An 18,941-nucleotide genomic window follows, 5' to 3' on the forward strand; every position below is an offset into this window, starting at 1 on the left:
TCGAGGAAGACCATGAAGCGCTCAAGAGCCTTGAAATTCGCGGTGTTCGCGATTTTCGTTTCAGCCTTCCTATCTTTCGCGGCCCCTCCCGCCGGAGCCGAAGAGCCGGTCGAAAACATCTCGGTTCTGCGCCAGGGCGGCGGAGCCAAGCTGCGGACCCTGGGAAACATCGTCTCCAACATGAAAGACTTGAAGGCCCAGGAGGAGTCCCTCACAAGGCTTCTAAACAATACAAAGGTTCAGGACGAGAGGGACGCCGTTTCCGAGGAGCTGAAAACCGTTTCCGGCAGGATTTCCCAGTTAGAATCGGATTTCACCAGGATAGCTGCCGGGGTAAATCCTTCCGATCTTTCAACGGACATGAAGGACGCCACGTCCTATGACTGGAAAAGCGAAATCCAGGATTTTCTGACTCCTCTTTTCATGGAAATGAAGGACTTCACGGCGCGTCCCAGGAGCATTGCAAAGCTGCGGCAGGAGATGGCCTTTTACAGCAAGCGCAGGGACATCATGACCGAGGCCGTGAGCAATCTCTCGCTTCTGGCGGAACAGACCGCGGACGCCGACCTGAAGACCCACCTCGAAAAAGCCGTCAGGGACTGGCAAGCCCGCAAGGAGGCCGAAGAAAACCGGGTGTCCTATCTCGAACACCAGATAGAAAGCCTGGAATCGGAAAAGACCTCGATTTTCGATTCCGGCAGGTCGATAATCAAATCCTTCTTCAAAAGCCGGGGCAGGAACCTGGTCCTGGCGGCGCTGGCCTTTTTCGTTTTTTTCATGCTGATGCGGGCCGGGCACCGCAGGATAAGCCGCCACAGCCCGTGGCACAGGCAGCCCGAAAGGGGCCCGTTCGTCAGGATGGGCGACCTGGCCTACCACGCCGTGACCCTGATCGGCTCGGTGGGCGCCATGCTGGTGGTGCTCTACGTTTCAGAGGACTGGGTTCTTCTAAGCCTTGCCGTCATCTTCATTTTGGGCCTCGCGTGGACGGCCAAGCAGGGGCTCAGCCAGTTTTTCGAGCAGTTCAAGATACTTTTGAACCTGGGGCCAGTGCGGGAAAACGAGAAGGTGATATATAACGGCATCCCATGGCTGGTTTCATCCATCAACCTTTATTCCGCCCTCAGAAATCCTACCCTTTCGGGCGCGGACATCAGGCTGCCCATTTCCGCCATGCGGGGCATGGTGTCCAGGCCCTTCAGCCCGGAGGAGCCCTGGTTTCCCAGCAACACCGGCGACTGGCTGATGCTTTCGGACGGCGTTTTCGGGCGAGTGGCGCTGCAGAGCCCGGAAAGCGTGGTCATGGCGCTTTTGGGCGGGGCCTTTAAAACCTACCCCACCCAGGATTTTCTGAGCCTGGCCCCGCTGAACCTTTCAAAGGGCTTCAGGCTCGTGGAGGTTTTCGGCGTCGATTACCGCCACCAGGAAATCGTCACCCGAAAAATTCCGCAAATCATGAAAAGCCGGGTGGAACAGGCGATAAACGACGAAGGCTGGGGGAAATTCATCGTAAATATAGGCGTGGTGTTCAAGACCGCGGGAGCCTACAGCCTGGATTTCGAGGTGATCTGCGACTTTTCGGGCGACGGCGCTCCCTATTACCGGGGCTTTCAAAGGGTGCTCAACACCTGTTTCGTCGAGACCGCAACGGAAATGGGCTGGAACATACCCTTCAACACGCTTACCCTGAAGACCTGAGATATCCGGCTGCTCCCATGCAGATGGCCAGGGCCGCCGCCTCCACCACAAGGCGCGGGTCCTGGCCGGTGCTTTTGAGCCTTCGGTCGGCGTCCAGAAGAAGAAGAAGCGCCTCAGCCAGTTCCTCCTCGGAAAATTTCTGCGCGGTTTCAAAGCTCTTGAACACCACATAGGGATGGGCTCCCTTTTTGGCCACAAAAAGGTCGGTTTCAGCGGCTGATTTTTTAGGGCCCGCCGCCTTTTTCCGCCCCTTGGGAGCCGGGGTTTCGTCCCGCTCCACGCCCGCCTGCTCCTCTTCCCCGCCTGAAAATCTCATGGAGGCGCAAAGCCCGGCCACGTGCTCGTCAAAGGCGGGGATATGGGGCAATACGTCCCTCTCGAAGGCTTTTGAATCCATTCCCCTCCGCCAGGCCCTTCCGTGGGGGCTTTTGATGAAAGCCTTAACCGAAAGAAATTTCCTGGTCTGGTTCGCCAGGGCTCCCACTGCTCCTATCGCCGAAAAATCCCCTTCCAGAATTTTTCCCAGAATCCTCAAGGCCCGGCCAGGATCACGGGCGAAAACAGCGTTGGTGAACTCGTAAATTGGGTCGGTGCGGGTCTGGGAGACCTGATCCCTCACGTCATTCACGGTTATTTTCCGGCGGTCCCCGGCGTGGGCGGCAAGCTTTTCAAGGGCCGAGGTCAGGGCTGCGACATCCAATCCCACGCGTTCCAAAAGCGTGTCAAAGGCGGCCCGGTCCAGGCTCTTTTCAAGAGGCCCCAGAACCCGCAAGGCCCTGTCCCACAGGATTTCCTTCTGGGCGTTCTGGTCCGCCGAGCGGCTGCCCTGGGGGATGGTGCAGTCCACAGCAAGGCCCTTTTCGGCCATGACCTTGTAGAGCCTCTTGCGCTTGTCAACGACAGGGGCCGTCACGCACAGGTGGTGACCGGCGGGGAGCCCCTTTTCCAGGGCGTCGGCCAGAAGGTCGGAATCATCGGTGAAAGGCGAAACCTGAAGCCCCTGGGTGCGGCAATAATCCAGAAGTTCCGAAATCCAGGCTCCGCGCTTTTCGGCGGGAAAGGCCGACAGGGGGTCATCCGAATAGATATCGGATAACGACATGCCGGAAATGGCCATGTATTCAAGTAGATATGACGCTGCCTTTTTGGCCTCGCCGCCCGCGTGGGCCTCCCTGGCCTTGTCCAGAAAGGCCCCTGTCTCCTTTTTGGACGCAAGGATGCGGGTCTCGCGCCAGACCACCAGCTTGGGAGCGGGAAAAAGCGGCAGGGTGAAAAGGCTTTCGATTACCCGGCCCGTGGAATCGGAAACGCCGTCTAAGGTATCCTGGTTGAGGGATTTCTGATGCGCCGGAACCAACAGGTCGGCGGTCATCAGAAGGGCTTCGCGGCAGAGCAGGTCGTCGCCGTAAAAAAGGTAGACAGGGACTTTCGCCCTTTCGGGGTCTTTCAGAAAATCCGGAAGCCGTGAATTGGCTATTTCCATGTCACGGGTTTGCCTTGGCGCGTTTTCTTAAGATGAAAAAAAGAACCACGGCGGCAATGACCGCGCCCGCCGCAACGGTCTGGGAGGGCGAAAGGACGCCCAAAAAATACGAGCCCCGTTCGTCGCCCCGTAAGAACTCTATGAAAAACCGCATGGTGGCGTACAGAAAAAGGTAGGAGGAAAAAAGCATCCCGTCGAACCTTGTCCTCTTGCGCAGGAAAAAATAAAGGAAAGCGAAAAGAATGAGCAGTCCCGCCGCCTCATAAAGCTGGGTGGGATGAAGGGGGTTTCCGTAAGGGGCGAGCCCGCCGTTATTGGGAAAGGTGACGGCCCAGGGAAGGTCGCACACCTTGCCGTAACAGCACCCGGCGGAAAAGCAGCCCAGCCGCCCGAAAAAATGCCCAAGGGGAACCCCCAGCGCGAAGAGGTCCGCAGTCTTCCACACGGGCATCCGGTGACGCCGCACAAACCAGAAGTAAACCAGGGCCGCGCCCAGGAATCCCCCGTAAAAGACCAGGCCGCCGCGCCACACCCGGAAAATTTCAACAAGGTCGCCCGAAAAAAATTCCCAGTTGAAGGCCACGAAAAAAAGCCTGGCCGAGATTATCCCGGCGATCAGGCAGTAAAAGCACAGGTCCAGAACCTTTTCCGGGTCCAGGCCCTTTCTTGCTGCCTCCTTGAACGCCACGGCCATTCCCGCAAGGCAGCCCACTGCCAGGAGAAATCCGTAGGTGTGCAGGGTAAGGGGGCCTATCTTCAAAAGCACCGGGTACACTAGAAGGGCTCCTTCTTGAAAAGGACGTGGATGACCAGGATGGTCACCCCCACGGTGACGCAGGAATCAGCCACGTTGAACGACGGAAACTGCCAGCGTCCATGATAGAACAGCAAAAAGTCGTCCACGTAGCCGAACCGGAAGCGGTCGATGAGGTTTCCCACGGCCCCGGAAAAAATGAGGATGAGGGCCCCCGCAAAAAACCGGCTTTCAAGGGGGGTCTTGTAATACATGTAAAGCACCATGCCCGCAGCAACCAGGGTCAGCACCATAAAGAGGGCTATCCGCACCGTGGGGCCGTGGCTGGCGAAGACCCCGAAGGCCCCGCCCGGATTGTGGGCGTGGGTGAGGCTGAAAAAACCCGGAATCACCGGGATTTCCTCATAAAGGGGTATGGCCTTCTGAACCCACCACTTGGTGAGCTGGTCCAAGGCCGCCATGGGAATGCTGACTGCCAAAAGCCTTGCGAATTTCTTCCTGGTGTCGGATGTCATCAGATGCGCCCGATCACCGCTTTTTGGCACCTTTCGCAAAGGCCGTCGCTGTCAAGGACCGGCTCGCGCACCCAGCACCTTGCGCATTTTTCGCCTGATGCTGCGGCAACCTTGAGGGAAAGGCCCTCCATGCCCGTGGAGACAGCGCCTTCCGGGGCCTGGCCCTCGATCAGTTCGACCTTGGAGATGATGAAGACCCCGCGAAGCTCATCCGTAAATTCCGCAAGCCCCTTGTAAACGTCGCCTTCGGCGTAGAGCACAACCGCCGCGTCCAGGCTGTGGCCCACCTCCTTGGCGTTTCTGGCGTCCTCTATAACCTTGGTTACCTCAGCCCTGACCTTGCGCACGAACTCCCACTTTTTGGCCAGATCCTCGTTCACGAAGCCTTCCTCTATTTCGGGGAAAAGAGCCGCGTGGACGGTGCCCGGAGTGCCCTTGGCCTTGGGCATGGCCTTCCAGACTTCTTCGGTGGTGAAGGCCAGCACCGGGGCCAGAAGACGGGCCGTTGCGGACAAAATCGTGTAAAGGGCCGTCTGGGCGCTGCGGCGCTCCAGCGAATCGGGCGGCGACACGTAGAGCCGGTCCTTTAAGATGTCGAGATAGAACGCGGACATGTCAACGCCGCAGAAGTTGTGCATGGCGTGATAGACCATGTGGAACTCGTATGACTCGTAGGCGGCCCTGGCCTTTCTGATCTGGCCCGAAAGAAGGTGAAGGGCGTAGCGGTCCATGGAGAGCATATTTTCCACCGGCACCGCGTCTTTTTCGGGGTCGAAATCAAAGAGGTTCCCAAGAAGGAAGCGCCAGGTGTTCCTTATCCTCCGGTAGGCGTCCACAAGCTGTTTTAAGATGTTGTCGGATATCCTGATGTCGTCGCGGTAGTCGGTGGCCGAGACCCAGAGCCGAAGGATTTCAGCGCCGTATTTGTCGATCACCTGCTTGGGCGCTATGACGTTCCCCAGGGACTTGCTCATCTTGCGGCCCTTCTCGTCCACCACGAAGCCGTGGGTGAGGACCGCGTCGTAGGGGGCCTTGCCCCTGGTGCCCACCGCCGTCAGAAGGCTTGAGTGGAACCATCCCCGGTGCTGGTCGCTTCCCTCAAGGTACAGGTCGGCGGGCCATTTCAGATAGGGACGCTGCTCCAGCACAGCCGCGTGGCTCACGCCGGAGTCGAACCAGACATCCAGGATGTCCTTTTCCTTGTTGAAGGATTCGCTCCCGCACTTTTGGCACTTGGTTCCGGGGGGTGTGAAGCGCGTGGCGTCGCCTTCAAACCAGACATCCGCCCCTTCTTTTTCCACGATGGCCGCCACAAACTCGGAAAGCTCGCGGCTTGCCAGAAGCTCGCCGCAGTCCGCGCAATAAAGGGCCACTATGGGCACGCCCCAGTAACGCTGGCGGGAAACGCACCAGTCGGGCCGGTTTTCTATCATGCCGTAGATGCGCTCGCGGCCCCAGTGGGGTATCCAGCGAACCCGGTCGATTTCGGAAAGCGCCGTCTTCCGGAGGCCGGTCTTCTCCATGCTGATGAACCACTGGGGCGTGGCCCGGAAGATGACGGGCTTTTTGCAGCGCCAGCAGTGCGGATATGAATGGGCGAAGGAGGAGCCCTTGATGAGCATTCCGGCTTCTTCGAGTTTCGCCACGATCTCCGGGTTGGCCTCGAAAACGCCCTTGCCCGCGAAGAACTCCACCTCGTCCGTGAACCTGCCCCTGCTGTCAACCGGGGAATAGGTGTCTATTCCGTAAACCGAGCCTACCACGTAGTCCTCCTGGCCGTGGCCGGGGGCGGTGTGGACGCAGCCGGTTCCGGCTTCCAGGGTGACGTGGCGGCCAAGGATCAGAAGGGAGTCCCGGTCGTAGAGCGGGTGCCGGGCGCGCTTTTTTTCCAGCACCTTTGCCGAAAAATCAGCAAGAACCGTATAACCCTCGCGGCCCCAGTCCTTCATGCAGGTTTCAACCAGTTCCTTGGCAAGTATCAGCACCTCGCCGTCGGTTTCAACCGCCGAATAGACGAAATCCGGGTGAAAGGAGATGGCGAGGTTGGCGGGGATGGTCCAGGGGGTGGTGGTCCAGATGGCCACGGAAACCTTTTTTCCCGCAAGGGCCGGGATGTCGCCCGAAACGTCGTCAACAAGCGGAAAGCGCACGTAGATGGAGGGGCTTTTTTCGTCCTCGTACTCTATTTCGGCCTCGGCAAGGGCGGTCTGGCAGGAGTTGCACCAGTGGATGGGTTTCTTGCCCCGGAAAAGCCCGCCGTTTTCCGCGAACTTGCCGCATTCCCTTATGATTACGGCCTGATACGGGTAGGCCATTGTGAGGTACGGGTCGTCCCAGTTGCCGCAGACCCCCAGACGCCTGAACTCGGCCTTCTGGATTTCTATGAAGCCTTCCGCGTACTTGCGGCACTGCCGCCTTATGTCCACGATGGACATGTCGCGCTTTTTGGCTCCTAGCTCCTTGTCCACGTTGTGTTCGATTGGGAGCCCGTGGCAGTCCCAGCCCGGCACGTAAACGGCGTCGAAGCCCGCCATCTGGCGGCTGCGCACGATCATGTCCTTTAAAATCTTGTTGAGGGCGGTTCCGATGTGGATGTGGCCGTTGGCGTAGGGAGGGCCGTCGTGCAGCACGAACAGGGGCCGACCCTTTGAACTGCTGCGCAGAGTGCCGTAAAGGTCCGTCTTTTCCCAGTCTTCCAGGAATCCGGGTTCCTTTTTGGCCAGGTCCGCCTTCATGGCAAAGGCCGTATCGGGAAGGTTCAAGGTCTTTTTGAAATCCATCAGCCGCCTCCAGGGTATTTGATGACCGGTCCGCACAGGGGCCGGTAATAATCGGGTGAACGCCATTATAATGGTTCGGAAAGCTCCGCAGGGCCGCTTGAGATGCCTCAAGTCCGCGTAAACTCTCTTTTTATGCCACCTGCCGGACACATGTCAAGCACGACGAAAGAGCCTGCCCGGCGAGGGCGTCGGGAACAAGGCCGCCGCGTTCGGCGGGGGGGGGGCCACCGGCTGATCCTTGTCCTCCATCCCTTCCCGATGAAGTTCTTTCGTTGACAATCGGAATACTTTCATATATTCGATGAAATACCTGTCCATTACAACCGCGTCTTCACCACGGAGGCATGGGGCTTCCGGGCCGGGGACGCTGCGGTAAGTCATTTCCGAGGGTTTTGTATGACGCTGGAACGAAGACGCCATTGCCGGGTGGACGCCATAAATCTTCTCAATTTCTCCTGCTTCGATGCGGCTGACCGCATGGTGGAGCAGGGAATGGGACGGACCTTGAACGTCTCCGAGTCCGGCATCCTTTTGGAGACCGCCGTGCCCATGGACCTTGATGCCGTGGTCTACGTCACCGTGGCCTTTGACGACGAGCTTGTGGACGTGAAGGGCCGGGTGGTCCGGTGCAAGGAGAGCGCCGATAAAGCCTATGAAATGGGCATAACCTTCATAGACATAGATGAAAAGCGCCTGCATTTCATCAAGGAATACATAAAAATGTTCCTGGCGACCTGCGATACTCCCGACTGACGCCAAGCCCTATAGATATGTTTCACAAGGCCGACCCCCGCATGGATGGGGGGTCGGCCTTGTTTTTTATGGTGCAGTGCTTATGATTTCTGACGGGCCTTGTTTAACAGCCTGTCTAAAAACGCGAACTGAGGCGTTGTGCTTCAAAGCCAATTCCGTCACGTACATTAAGTACGCTTACTCATTGGCTTTTCGCACGCCTTGCATTTCATCGTTTTTATCCAGGCTTTAAATCCAGCCTTTTTCAGCAGGCTCATAAAGGTCATCCGAACCGGGCGAAAACCGCCTGTTCGGCCAATTTCAGCAAAGCAAGGAACGACAATGGACCAGCATGAAAACATGCCCCGGCCCGAGGAAGTGGAAAAGGAAATTTCCGAGTACCTTTCCAAAAGGTTCGGGGACAAGGTGAAAATCGTGGCCGCAACCGCCCTGGCCGAGGAAGACGGCGAACGCCGGGACAAGGTCGGCCCCTCCAAAAAAAAGCCCTTCAATTTCAGCATCAAGCCCGAAGAACTCACCGGCTACCTCAACCGCTACATAGTGCGCCAGGACAGGGCCAAGGCCGTACTGTCCACAAAGATCTGCACCCACTACAACCGTGTGGCCCGCGCCTCCGAAGGCTCTTTCGCCAACTCACCCGCCGTGGGCGGCGTCAAGAACAACGTGCTCCTTTTGGGTCCCACCGGTGTCGGCAAGACCTACATGATAAGGCTCATCGCCAAAAAACTGGGGGTTCCCTTCGTGAAGGGCGACGCCACCAAGTTTTCGGAAACCGGCTACGTGGGCGGCGACGTGGAAGATCTGGTGCGCGACCTGGTGCGCGAGTCGGACGACGACCTTGACCGCGCCCAGTACGGCATCATCTACATCGACGAGATTGATAAGATCGCTTCGCCCGGAAACGTGATAGGGCTTGACGTTTCCCGCACCGGGGTCCAGCGGGCGCTTTTGAAGCCGATGGAAGAGACCGAGGTTGAGCTCAAAGTCCCCCACGACCCCATCTCCATGATGCGGGAAATGGAGCGCATGAGGCGCGAGGGCGACAAGGCCCCCCGCACAGTAAGCACCCGGAACATCCTTTTCATCATGAGCGGCGCTTTCACCGAGCTTTCCCAGATCATCAAAAAGCGCGTGGAAACCCAAGGCATAGGCTTTTCAGCCGCCATGCGCAAAAACGGCGACGATTCGGGCTATCTGGCCCAGGTGCGGAGCCAGGACCTTGTGGCCTACGGGTTCGAGAGCGAGTTCATAGGCAGGATTCCCATAGTGGCCACCCTGTCGGCCCTGTCGGCGGATGATCTCTTCGACATCCTCAAAAACCCCAACAACCCCATAATACTAAGCAAAAAGCTCGACTTCGCAGCCTACGGAATAAGCCTCAAGTTCACCGACTGCGCCCTTAAGCGCATCGCCGAAAACGCCGCAACGGAAAACACGGGCGCGCGCGGCCTCGTGAGCGCGGTGGAAAAGGCCCTCCTGGTCTTCGAGCACAGGCTTCCGTCAACTGAAATCAAGTCCTTCGTGGTGACCGGCGAGGTGGTGGACGACCCGGACGGGGCGCTTTCAAGGCTTCTGGCCGACCCGTCCGATCCCTGTTTTCAGGCGGCCTTTGACCGGGCCGCCCAAACCGAGCGCGAGTGGCTGGCCTCCCGGTTCCGCTCGCTTCAGGCGGACCTTGGGGAAAAGTACGCGGTGAAACTCACCCCGGAGCGGGCGCTGATCGCCGCCGACCTCTACGCCAAATCCCCGGGCGACCTGGAAAGCATCGCCGCCGACCTCAAAAGGCGTCTGGACCGGGTCAAAACGCTCGAAATCCGCTTTCTGAAGGATCACGACCTGGATATCGCCTTTGATGACGACGCCGCAAACATCCTGGTTCCGGGCCTCGATACCGAAAACGACCTGGACGCCTGCTACAGGCACTTGACGGCAGGCCTGGAATATGGCCTAAAACTGGTGAAGGAAAAAACCGGGGCCGGAAAGTTCCTCATCACCCCAAAGGCCCTGAACGAACCGGAAGGCTTTATCAAAGACCTTCTGGCCAGTAAGACGCCCGTCTAAAAACGCGAACTGCTGTGTCAGGCTTCACGGCGCGGTCCGCCACGTACGAAAAGTACGCTTGCTCCCGCGCCGTTCGCCTTCCTTGCATTTCATCGTTTTTATCCAGGCTTGATTTTAATAAATAGAACCCATTTCAAACATATTTTTGAGATGGATTCTAATAAACCGGATTGGCGGCTTAATCCAACACGCGGAATCGACGGAAACCAATGATAGGAATATCCAAACTCTACTGCGGCGGCGTGGAGCCCTCGGACGCCCTTCGCTACGGCAGGCATTCGGGCAGGCTTCCCTCGCACCTTCTCCAGTTCTCCGAAGACAAGAAACCCGTGGTGGTGTGGAACATGAGTCGGCGGTGCAATCTTAAATGCGTGCACTGCTACGCCCACGCAACCGCCCAGGCCGGGCCGGAGGAGCTTACCACGGCGGAGGGCAAGGCCCTCATCGACGACCTTGCCGCCTACGGAAGCCCGGTCATGCTCTTTTCCGGCGGTGAGCCGGTGATGCGGGAAGACCTGGTGGAGCTTGCCGACCACGCCGTAAAGCGCGGCATGAGGGCCGTAATCTCCACCAACGGGACCTTGATCGACAAGGCGAAGGCCAAGGCCTTAAAGGACGTGGGCCTTTCCTACGTGGGCGTGAGCCTGGACGGCATGCGCGAGGTCCACGACAGGTTCCGGGGCGTAAAGGGCGCTTTCGACGAGGCTTTAACCGGCATCGACAACTGCCGAGAGGCGGGCATCAAGGTGGGGCTAAGGTTCACCGTCAACAAGCGCAACGCCTCGGAAGTCCCGGCTGTCTTCGATCTATTAGAGGAGCGCGACATACCGCGCATCTGCTTCTATCACCTGGTCTACGCGGGCCGGGGCACCAAACTCATGGAAGAGGACCTCGACCACGCCGAAACCCGCGCGGTTGTGGACCTCATCATGGACCGGGCGCGCGATCTCTCCGACCGGGGCAGGCCCAAGGAGGTCCTAACCGTCGATAATCACGCGGACGGGCCCTACGTCTACCTGCGGCTTCTGAAGGAGGACCCGGACCGGGCGGCCCAGGTGCTGGAGCTGTTAAAAATGAACGAGGGAAACAGCACAGGCCGGGGCATCGGCTGCGTTAGCTGGGACGGAAGCGTCCACGCCGACCAGTTCTTCCGCCATGTCACATTCGGAAACGTGCGCCAGCGCCCATTTTCCGTCATCTGGGAGGACCTCTCCCACCCCATTCTCGCCAAGTTGAAGGACAAGCGCCCCCACGTCAAGGGCCGTTGCGCCGCCTGCCGCTGGTTGGACATCTGCGGCGGCAACTTCCGCGTCCGCGCCGAGGCCGCCACCGGCGACCTCTGGGCCCCCGACCCGGCGTGCTATTTAACGGATGATGAGATCAGACCTGCATAAAAGCACAATGGCCGCGTGAAAACGCGGCCATGATTTAAACTATCCCGAAACATATTAATATTCATATATAATTACTTCCGTCATCATATAATAATTCTAAATTCATCAACGCCTTAAACGGAATCTCATGATGATCAATTTGCCAATCATAAAGATACTTTTCATAAGCTTTATCAAGCCTCTGAATTATTTCCTTTTTTGAAGTTATATTTAATAACTTTTTTAATCTATTAAAATGGTGCCTATTTGTTGCTCTTATAAAAATCTCAAAAGGCTTTCTATCATAAAATTCTTTATACACCAGCGTTTTTGGAAACCAATAATACCCAGTGCTATTATTCAATATCCATCTAAGGCATAAAATGAAATCTGCCTGCATTATGCTTTCAAAAGGCAATGGTTTTATATCAGCCCTATTATGAATTAAATCAGCTGTTAACGAAATTCTATTCAGGTTCAATCGCTTATTTCTATTCTCTAAGCCCTCAATATAATTGTTAAATGAACTAAATGACTGCAATTTTCCACCATTTTTCATCAAGTAGTAATCTTCACTTAAAAATAAATCTAATAGTTCATATTTATTATAACGAATAAGCGTAGCCGCTAAATAGATAAATAGCTCCATATTGAAAAATTTATAATGATCAAACCATCTTTTATTATATCTTTGCATGTCTTGTGCCGGATAATTAAATTCTAACGCTTTTTCTAAAAATGCATGAATAATGTTAAAGGACTCGCCAGCTACCTGAGAGTTAACAACTAACAATAAATACTCAACAAATTGGTCGCGATACGGCTTTAATCTTGCGATGCCATCAACTATTTGCTCATCAATATCTTCACTTTCACCCTGAAATCTGATGTCTTCCATCCCTTCCAAAACCCGATCAAGGAAAATATTTCCAAGTATGCCTGCACTTGGCTTGCCTGCTAACATCGCCTCCTTGAAAGCTGCAAAAGCATGTTGGCTGGTTCCGGCCCTTGGGGATTCCTCCAATAAATAAGCCGGGGGCTTACCGCGTTTGGGCTTTGTTAGCAATGGCCTTTCATATATATTTCTTATAAGTTTTTCATATTCAGCATAGTAATTTTCTGTTTTGGCTAAGTTAATGTACATTCGTGTTCCTAAAAAGGTCGGCAACCATGGATTTCCATCTTCTTTAAACTCTACAACAACAGGTATAAATTTTTCCTGTTTCACCTTGGAATATACTTCTATCGAAATAATTTGTGATTCTGTCCCTACTCCTCCTTCTCTTGCATCAGCTTTTTCCGCATATTTTTGGTCAGAAATGATGATTACTTTTGATATCAGAGGGTCAGTCACCATCTGTTCCATAAATGCATATTTGTCATGCCCTTCCCTCAATTCCCACTTATCAAGCACTACATTGACACCGTCGCTCATAAGGTTTTCCGAGAGCTTAATTATGAAATCTTCATGTTGAGGCGAGCTCCAGCTATATGAAATGAATACTCTAGGGGTTTCTAAAGTCGTGGGCATAGTGCATTATCTCCTTTCCTTCCAGTCTATATTATGATTCATGTATTACATTGTCAAGCGCGGCATATCCCATCTACACTTTTTAGAGAAAACTTGCCCAACAAGAGCATGTTATAATTCTTTTCCAACCCACACCACCCTTCCTATGATGACCACCGAGGCGAGGTCGGTTATGGTGTAGTCGCGGTGGCCTTCGGCAATGTTGTCCGAGCGCACCAGAAGGCTTCCGGGCTCAAGGAAGAGGCGTTTCACCTTCAAAAGCGCCTCCCCTCCCACCACGTCGTCCATGAAGGCGTAAATTTTCCCCGAAAGCACGTCGGTCAACCGGTTCTTGGAGGTGTCCACCAGGACCAGGTCGCGGTTTCCTATGGTGGGGCTCATGGAGTCGCCCTCCACCTCAAGGGCCACCAGCCGGTTCACCGGGGCAATTTTGGAGAGCCAGTCCCGCCGGAAAGCCACCTGGAAATCCACCTCCCCCGCGTCGGAAAAGGCCCAGGAGCCGCCCCCGCCCGAAAGCCTGGCCCTGTGCTTGGGAATCTGCGCAAACTCGCCCTCCCGGTCATCCTCCCTCATCCGGCCCTCGCCGGTTACGAGCCAGTGGAAATTGACCCCCCGGTCCACGGCCAGCCTGTAGAGGCGCTCCCACGGGAGCGAATCCCGGCTTTTCCAGTTGGCGAAGGTCTGGGGCTTGACGTCCAGCGCAAGGGCCGTCTGGCGGTCGGATTTCGTGTTCAGAATCACGGCCACGCGATCCAGGATGCTTTCCGCATTCAAAATGAAGTTCTCGCCCGGCATGGTGTCCTCCTGACAAAAAAGCAAACAGAAGCAGAGGTGTCTTGCTTTCAAAAAATTGGAACTTCCGGCCTGACCCGCTTCAAAAGCCTGATTATTCTCCAATTTTTCGTCCAGATACGATATTTGTGAGATAAAATCAATAAAAATTCACTCAAATTGGGATATTTTTGTCAAAAATATGAATTTTAGGCTTCCTGCCCATTTTTCGTGAAATTTCAGCCAATTGCCCCAAAACGGCCTCCTGCGACGGATTTTCCCCTTTGCCTGCGCCCTCCCGCAGTCCCCTTCTTTTGATGGAAAAGAGGCCCTGCCGCCGTTTTTTTTCCTGAATGTTTATGCTATAAGGCAGGCTCTCATCAAATCCGAAAAACCTAAAACATGGCGAAACCAGCGCCGCAAAAGGAAAAAGGGGCCTTTCACGTGGGAAAACTTCTCTGGCAGCCAGATGAGCTTCGCATAAAAAATTCACGCATGTTCCGCCTGATGGAAAGAATAAACCGGGACTTTGACAAAAATATTACAGATTACCACGGCCTTCACCGGTTCAGCGTGGAGAACACGAAGGATTTCTGGGCGATTGTCTGGGACGAGCTTGGGGTGATCGCGTCAAAGCCCTATGCCAAAGTGGTGGACGACCCGAAAAAAATGCCCGGAGCCCAGTGGTTTTCAGGGGCCGAGCTCAATTTCGCGGAAAACCTCCTTCGATTCAGGGACGACAGGCCCGCCCTGGTTTTTCTGGGCGAGGACGGCCAGCGCTTAAGCCTCACCCACAACGAGCTTTACGACACCGTGGCGAGGCTCGCCAAAAGCCTGAAGGCGCTGGGCGTCGGCCCCGGCGACCGGGTAGCCGGGTTCGTTCCCAACCGGCCCGAAACCGTGTGCGCCATGCTTGCGGCCACGAGCCTTGGTGCGGCCTGGTCGTCTTGCAGCCCGGACTTCGGCCCCAAGGGGGTCCTGGACCGCTTCGGACAGATAAGGCCCAAGGTGCTTTTCGCGGGTGACGGCTACTTTTTCAAGGGCAGGCGCTTCGATTCTCTGGAAAGGGTGCGCGAGGTGGCCCAAAGCCTTCCCACCCTGGAAAAAATCGTGGTTTTCGCCACCTCCGATGCCGCGCCTGATCTCTCCTCGGTGCCCCGCGCCGTTGCCTGGGACGATTTCCTTGCAGGCGGCCCGATCCCCGAAATGACCTTCGCCCAGACGCCCTTCATGCATCCCCTCTACATAATGTATTCCTCCGGCACCACCGGTTTGCCCAAGTGCATGGTCCAGGGCGCGGGCGGAATCCTGCTCCACCACGGCAAGGAGCACGCCTTCCACACGGACATCGGCCCGGACGACGTGGTCTTCTACTTCACCACCTGCGGATGGATGATGTGGAACTGGCTGGTTTCCGTGCTGGCTACGGGGGCCACGGTTGTGCTTTTCGACGGCAACCCCTTTCACCCGGACCCAGGGGTCCTGTGGCGCATGGCGGAAAGCGAGAAGGTCACGGTCTTCGGCACCAGCGCGGGTTACCTCACGGCCCTGGCCGCCACCGGCTATGTCCCGAAAAAGGCCTGCGACCTCTCGTCCATCAAGACCCTGCTCTCCACGGGCTCGCCCCTGTCCGACGAGATGTTCGACTGGGTTTACGAAAACGTTAAGGCCGATCTCCAGCTTGCGTCCATTTCGGGAGGAACGGATTTAAACGGCTGCTTCGCCCTGGGATGCCCCATAAAGCCCGTTTACGCGGGCGAACTGCAATGCCTTGGGCTTGGCATGGACGTGGAAGCCTGGGACGAAAACGGCAAACCCGTTATCGGAACCCAGGGCGAGCTTGTGTGCAAGACAGCCTTTCCCTCCATGCCCCTTTATTTCTGGAACGACCCGGACGGCCAGAAATACAACGCCGCCTATTTCGACGTTTATCCCGGAGTGTGGCGGCACGGGGATTTCGTAACGGTAACAGTTAACGGCGGGGTGGTGATGTACGGAAGGAGCGACGCCACCTTGAATCCGGGCGGGGTGCGCATAGGCACGGCGGAAATCTACCGGGTGGTTGACGGCTTTTCCGAGGTGGCCGACTCGGTGGTGGTGGGCCAGGACCACCAAAACGACGTCCGGGTGATCCTGTTCGTGAAAATGGCCGAGGGCCTTACCCTCACCGACGACCTGAAAAAAAGGTTAGCGGCGGCCATAAGGACCAACGCCTCCCCACGGCACGTGCCCGCGAAGATCATAGAGGTTCCCGACGTGCCCTATACCTTGAACATGAAAAAGGTGGAGCTTGCGGTAAAAAATATCATCGAGAACAAGCCGGTGAAGAACCGCGACGCTCTGGCCAACCCGGACGCTCTCGAGTTTTACAAAAATCTTCCGGAGTTGGCCGACTGACAGGCCGTCCACAAGCAAATAGGGCGGAATACCGCCTTGAGCCCTTACTACGGGGAGCATGGTTTCTATTTTAGAGGGGGTAAGCCTCCGTCACCCCGGCGTAGGCCGGGGTCCAGAAGTACATTGCGCAAGCAAAAAACTGGATTCCGGCTTTCGCCGGAATGACGGAATCGGGCAACTAACCCCCACAAAAAAATGGAACTAAATAAAGCTCCTGTTAATATCACCACAAAGGAGTCAATCAAATGGAAAACAACGGCGCGCTGAAGGGCATAAAGGTTGTGGACCTGACCCGGCTTCTGCCCGGCCCCTACTGCTCCATGATCCTGGCCGACCACGGGGCGAGGGTCATAGCCATAGAGGACAAGCGCTTCATGGCCGACGGCCTTTACCTCGACACCGTGAACCGCAACAAGGAGCACATCAGCCTTGATCTCAAAACCTCCGAGGGCAAGGAAATCTTCTATAAGCTCGCCAAGCACGCGGATGTGGTGATGGAGGGCTTCCGGCCCGGAGTGGTGGAAAAGCTGGGGGTGGACTACGCAACCATATCCAAATTGAACCCACGGGCGGTCTACTGCTCCATCACGGGCTACGGCCAGACAGGGCCAATGCGGGACGTTGCCGGCCACGACGTGAACTACCTCTCCTACGCGGGCGTCCTGAACCTCATCGGCGCTGCGGACAGGCCGCCCTCCATTCCGGGGGTGCAGCTTGCAGACATCGCGGGCGGCGGCATGTACGGGGCCATAGGCATCCTCATGGCCCTTCTGGCCCGCGAGCGCACCGGGCGCGGCCAGTACGTGGACATCTCCATGACCGACGGCATGGTGAGCCTTCTGCCGGTCTCCCTCATGTTTTACCAGCTTTTCAAGCAGATACCCCAGCGCTCGGAGACCATGCTCTCCCACCGCTACGCCTGCTACTCAACCTATGAAACCAAGGACGGCAGGCATCTTTCGATAGGGGCGGTGGAAAACCGTTTCTGGCGCAGGCTCTGCGAGCTTCTGGACGCGCCTGCCGATTACGTGATGCTCCAGTACGACGAGGCCAGACGCCTCGAAATCCACGATTTTCTCATCAATAAGTTCAAGACCAAGACCCTTGCCGAGTGGGAGGCCCTGCTGGCCAGGGAGGACGTGTGCATGGGGCCGGTCCTGAACCTTGCCGACGTTCTGAACGACCCCCTTTTCATTGAGCGGGAAATGTCGGTCACGGTGAAGGGCAAGGACGGCAAGCCCATACAGGCCATAGGAACCCCGGTCAAGCTCTCCGACACAAAAGGCGGCGTGCGCACGCCGCCCGTGAAGTTCGGAGAAAGCACCGATTCGGTGCTGGCGGGCCTGGGCTATTCCGGCGCGGAAATCAAGGCCCTAAGGGAAAAGGGCGTGGTATAGCAGCCCCAGGTTTCATACCAAGTTGCGAACAAAGCGATAACAAAGAACAGAATATCCATATCCCCGTAGGGGCGACCGCCGGTCGCCCCTACGGGTTCGATTTCTTCATCTGATATATTGCCTGAATGCAAATTGGTTTTTGCCGACCTGCTCCGGGCCGCTTTTGCCGGAGCCGGTCGGATGCTCTCCCTTCCCCAAAAAAGCCCGACCGGTCATGGCGGGCTCAAAGCCAGGCATGGAAAAACCCCCATCCCCAGAAAAACCGGAATCCGGGCCTCAAATTCCAGATGGGGCGGCCTCCGGCAAAAAGGCCGGGAAGCGCCGGTTCCGCATCGCGCTGGCCCTGCTGTGCTCGCTTTTGGTCCTGGAGGGGGCGGCCCGTCTTTTCTTTCCGGCCCAGGTCTTCCGGAAGGCGCAGTTCAAGGCTTACGGCGGCGTTTACCGCATGTCGGAAAACCCGCTTCTGGTGTACGTTCCCACGCCTTATGCGGACGGGAACAATTCCTACGGACATCGCGGGCCGGAACACGCCTTTTTAAAAACCGGGAAAAAGAGGCTGGTTTTTTTGGGAAGCGGCGTGACCGAGGGCGCGGGGCTGCCCATTACGGCGCGCTTCTCGGAGCTTCTGGGCTCGCGCCTCAGCGACCGGTACGATTTCATCAATCTGGGGGTCGCGGGCTACAGCCTTTCCCAGCAGGCGGAATACCTGAAAACCCTGGGCGTCCGTTTTTCGCCGGACACGGTGATCTGGCTGGTGGGCCCCTCCGATCTCTCCCCGAAAAAAAGCATGTCTGCCGAATACGTGGAAAAAAGCCCGCACGGGGCCTTCTACCGGTCATATTACGGGGCGCAAACCGGGCGCTTCCTTTATCGGAGCGCCATTTTCAGGCTTCTGTCCTGGTTTTTTTCGGGAAGGGCCGACGGATTCAACCCTTCCGCAGAGGCCGACATGGCCGAGCCGGAATTTTTTTCCAGGCAGGTTAAGGATATCAAAAACCTTGCGGCCAGCCTTGATTTCAAGCCGGTCTTCATCCTGCTCCCCTCGCCCCTCACCGGCGAAGACCCGAACATTGACCTCTTGAGGCTTGTACTTTCGCGGGAGCAAATCCCCTTTCTCGATCTTTACTCCCTCGTAAAGGCCAGCCTGCGCAAGGGAGAGTTGGCCGCCTTTCTGCAGGCCGAAAATCCGAATCTCTATAACGCCACGGGCCATGAATATCTCGCCAAAGCCATCATGAGCCTTGCCGGTGAAATTTCCCCGCCCTGATTTCGTTCCGGGCCGACACTAAAACAATCGGGGCGGACAGGAGCCAAAAGGCCGCCGGTCCGCCCCGCTTGTTGTTTAAGGTGCCTATGCCCTCTGAAAAAAGGCTGAACGCAACGCCGGATAAAAACGATGAAGTACGACACCGCAATTCGCGTTTTTAG

At 56.5% G+C, this 18,941-nt stretch carries 13 protein-coding genes; 7 read left to right on the forward strand and 6 right to left on the reverse strand.

The annotated features are described in order from the left end of the window. The first annotated feature begins 12 nt into the window (after positions 1-12). A complete protein-coding gene (locus HZB23_10430) occupies positions 13-1,698 on the forward strand; it encodes a hypothetical protein (GenBank protein ID MBI5845070.1) in 1,686 nt (561 codons plus the stop codon). On the opposite strand, the gene HZB23_10435 is transcribed toward HZB23_10430, so the two are convergent. The 4 genes from HZB23_10435 to ileS are packed head-to-tail and all read right to left on the reverse strand — an operon-like array spanning position 1,682 to position 7,230. Then, on the reverse strand, positions 1,682-3,181 hold the full coding sequence (locus HZB23_10435) for a hypothetical protein (protein ID MBI5845071.1): 1,500 nt from the start codon (positions 3,179-3,181) through the stop codon (positions 1,682-1,684). The genes HZB23_10430 and HZB23_10435 overlap by 17 nt on opposite strands. A gap of 1 nt (position 3,182) precedes the next feature. Then, positions 3,183-3,956 (reverse strand): prolipoprotein diacylglyceryl transferase, encoded by a 774-nt coding sequence (gene lgt / locus HZB23_10440; protein MBI5845072.1) that lies wholly within the window; start codon positions 3,954-3,956, stop codon positions 3,183-3,185. Beyond that, positions 3,956-4,450: a signal peptidase II gene (gene lspA / locus HZB23_10445; protein MBI5845073.1), complete on the reverse strand. Its 495-nt coding sequence runs from the start codon at positions 4,448-4,450 to the stop codon at positions 3,956-3,958. The genes lgt and lspA overlap by 1 nt, the downstream gene beginning before the upstream one ends. Beyond that, positions 4,450-7,230, reverse strand: a complete 2,781-nt coding sequence (gene ileS, locus HZB23_10450) for an isoleucine--tRNA ligase (GenBank protein MBI5845074.1) — start codon at positions 7,228-7,230, stop codon at positions 4,450-4,452. The genes lspA and ileS overlap by 1 nt, the downstream gene beginning before the upstream one ends. 396 nt (positions 7,231-7,626) lie before the next feature. Between ileS and HZB23_10455 the strand changes: the two genes are divergently transcribed. The 3 genes from HZB23_10455 (at position 7,627) to ahbC (ending at position 11,438) form a co-directional block, all read left to right on the forward strand. Beyond that, positions 7,627-7,983 carry a PilZ domain-containing protein gene (locus HZB23_10455; GenBank protein ID MBI5845075.1) on the forward strand — a complete coding sequence of 119 codons (357 nt, stop codon included), beginning with the start codon at positions 7,627-7,629 and terminating at the stop codon, positions 7,981-7,983. A gap of 321 nt (positions 7,984-8,304) precedes the next feature. Next, positions 8,305-10,044: an AAA family ATPase gene (locus HZB23_10460; GenBank protein MBI5845076.1), complete on the forward strand. Its 1,740-nt coding sequence runs from the start codon at positions 8,305-8,307 to the stop codon at positions 10,042-10,044. 209 nt (positions 10,045-10,253) lie between these two features. Next, positions 10,254-11,438, forward strand: a complete 1,185-nt coding sequence (gene ahbC, locus HZB23_10465) for a 12,18-didecarboxysiroheme deacetylase (GenBank protein MBI5845077.1) — start codon at positions 10,254-10,256, stop codon at positions 11,436-11,438. Positions 11,439-11,499: 61 nt separating this feature from the next. Here ahbC and HZB23_10470 read toward each other — a convergent pair whose 3' ends face one another. Beyond that, entirely contained in the window at positions 11,500-12,948 is a 1,449-nt protein-coding gene (locus HZB23_10470; GenBank protein ID MBI5845078.1) for a TIR domain-containing protein, read from the reverse strand. 111 nt (positions 12,949-13,059) lie between these two features. Then, positions 13,060-13,743 carry a helix-turn-helix domain-containing protein gene (locus tag HZB23_10475; GenBank protein MBI5845079.1) on the reverse strand — a complete coding sequence of 228 codons (684 nt, stop codon included), beginning with the start codon at positions 13,741-13,743 and terminating at the stop codon, positions 13,060-13,062. Positions 13,744-14,163: 420 nt separating this feature from the next. Between HZB23_10475 and HZB23_10480 the strand changes: the two genes are divergently transcribed. The 3 genes from HZB23_10480 to HZB23_10490 all read left to right on the forward strand — a co-directional run bounded on the left by HZB23_10480 (position 14,164) and on the right by HZB23_10490 (position 18,780). Beyond that, on the forward strand, positions 14,164-16,116 hold the full coding sequence (locus HZB23_10480) for an acetoacetate--CoA ligase (GenBank protein ID MBI5845080.1): 1,953 nt from the start codon (positions 14,164-14,166) through the stop codon (positions 16,114-16,116). Positions 16,117-16,361: 245 nt separating this feature from the next. Continuing rightward, positions 16,362-17,513 (forward strand): CoA transferase, encoded by a 1,152-nt coding sequence (locus HZB23_10485; GenBank protein MBI5845081.1) that lies wholly within the window; start codon positions 16,362-16,364, stop codon positions 17,511-17,513. 235 nt (positions 17,514-17,748) lie between these two features. Then, on the forward strand, positions 17,749-18,780 hold the full coding sequence (locus HZB23_10490; GenBank protein ID MBI5845082.1) for a hypothetical protein: 1,032 nt from the start codon (positions 17,749-17,751) through the stop codon (positions 18,778-18,780). Positions 18,781-18,941: the final 161 nt, after the last annotated feature.

It is taken from the genome of Deltaproteobacteria bacterium, from assembly GCA_016235345.1.
Taxonomy (GTDB): domain Bacteria; phylum Desulfobacterota; class Desulfobacteria; order Desulfobacterales; family Desulfatibacillaceae; genus JACRLG01.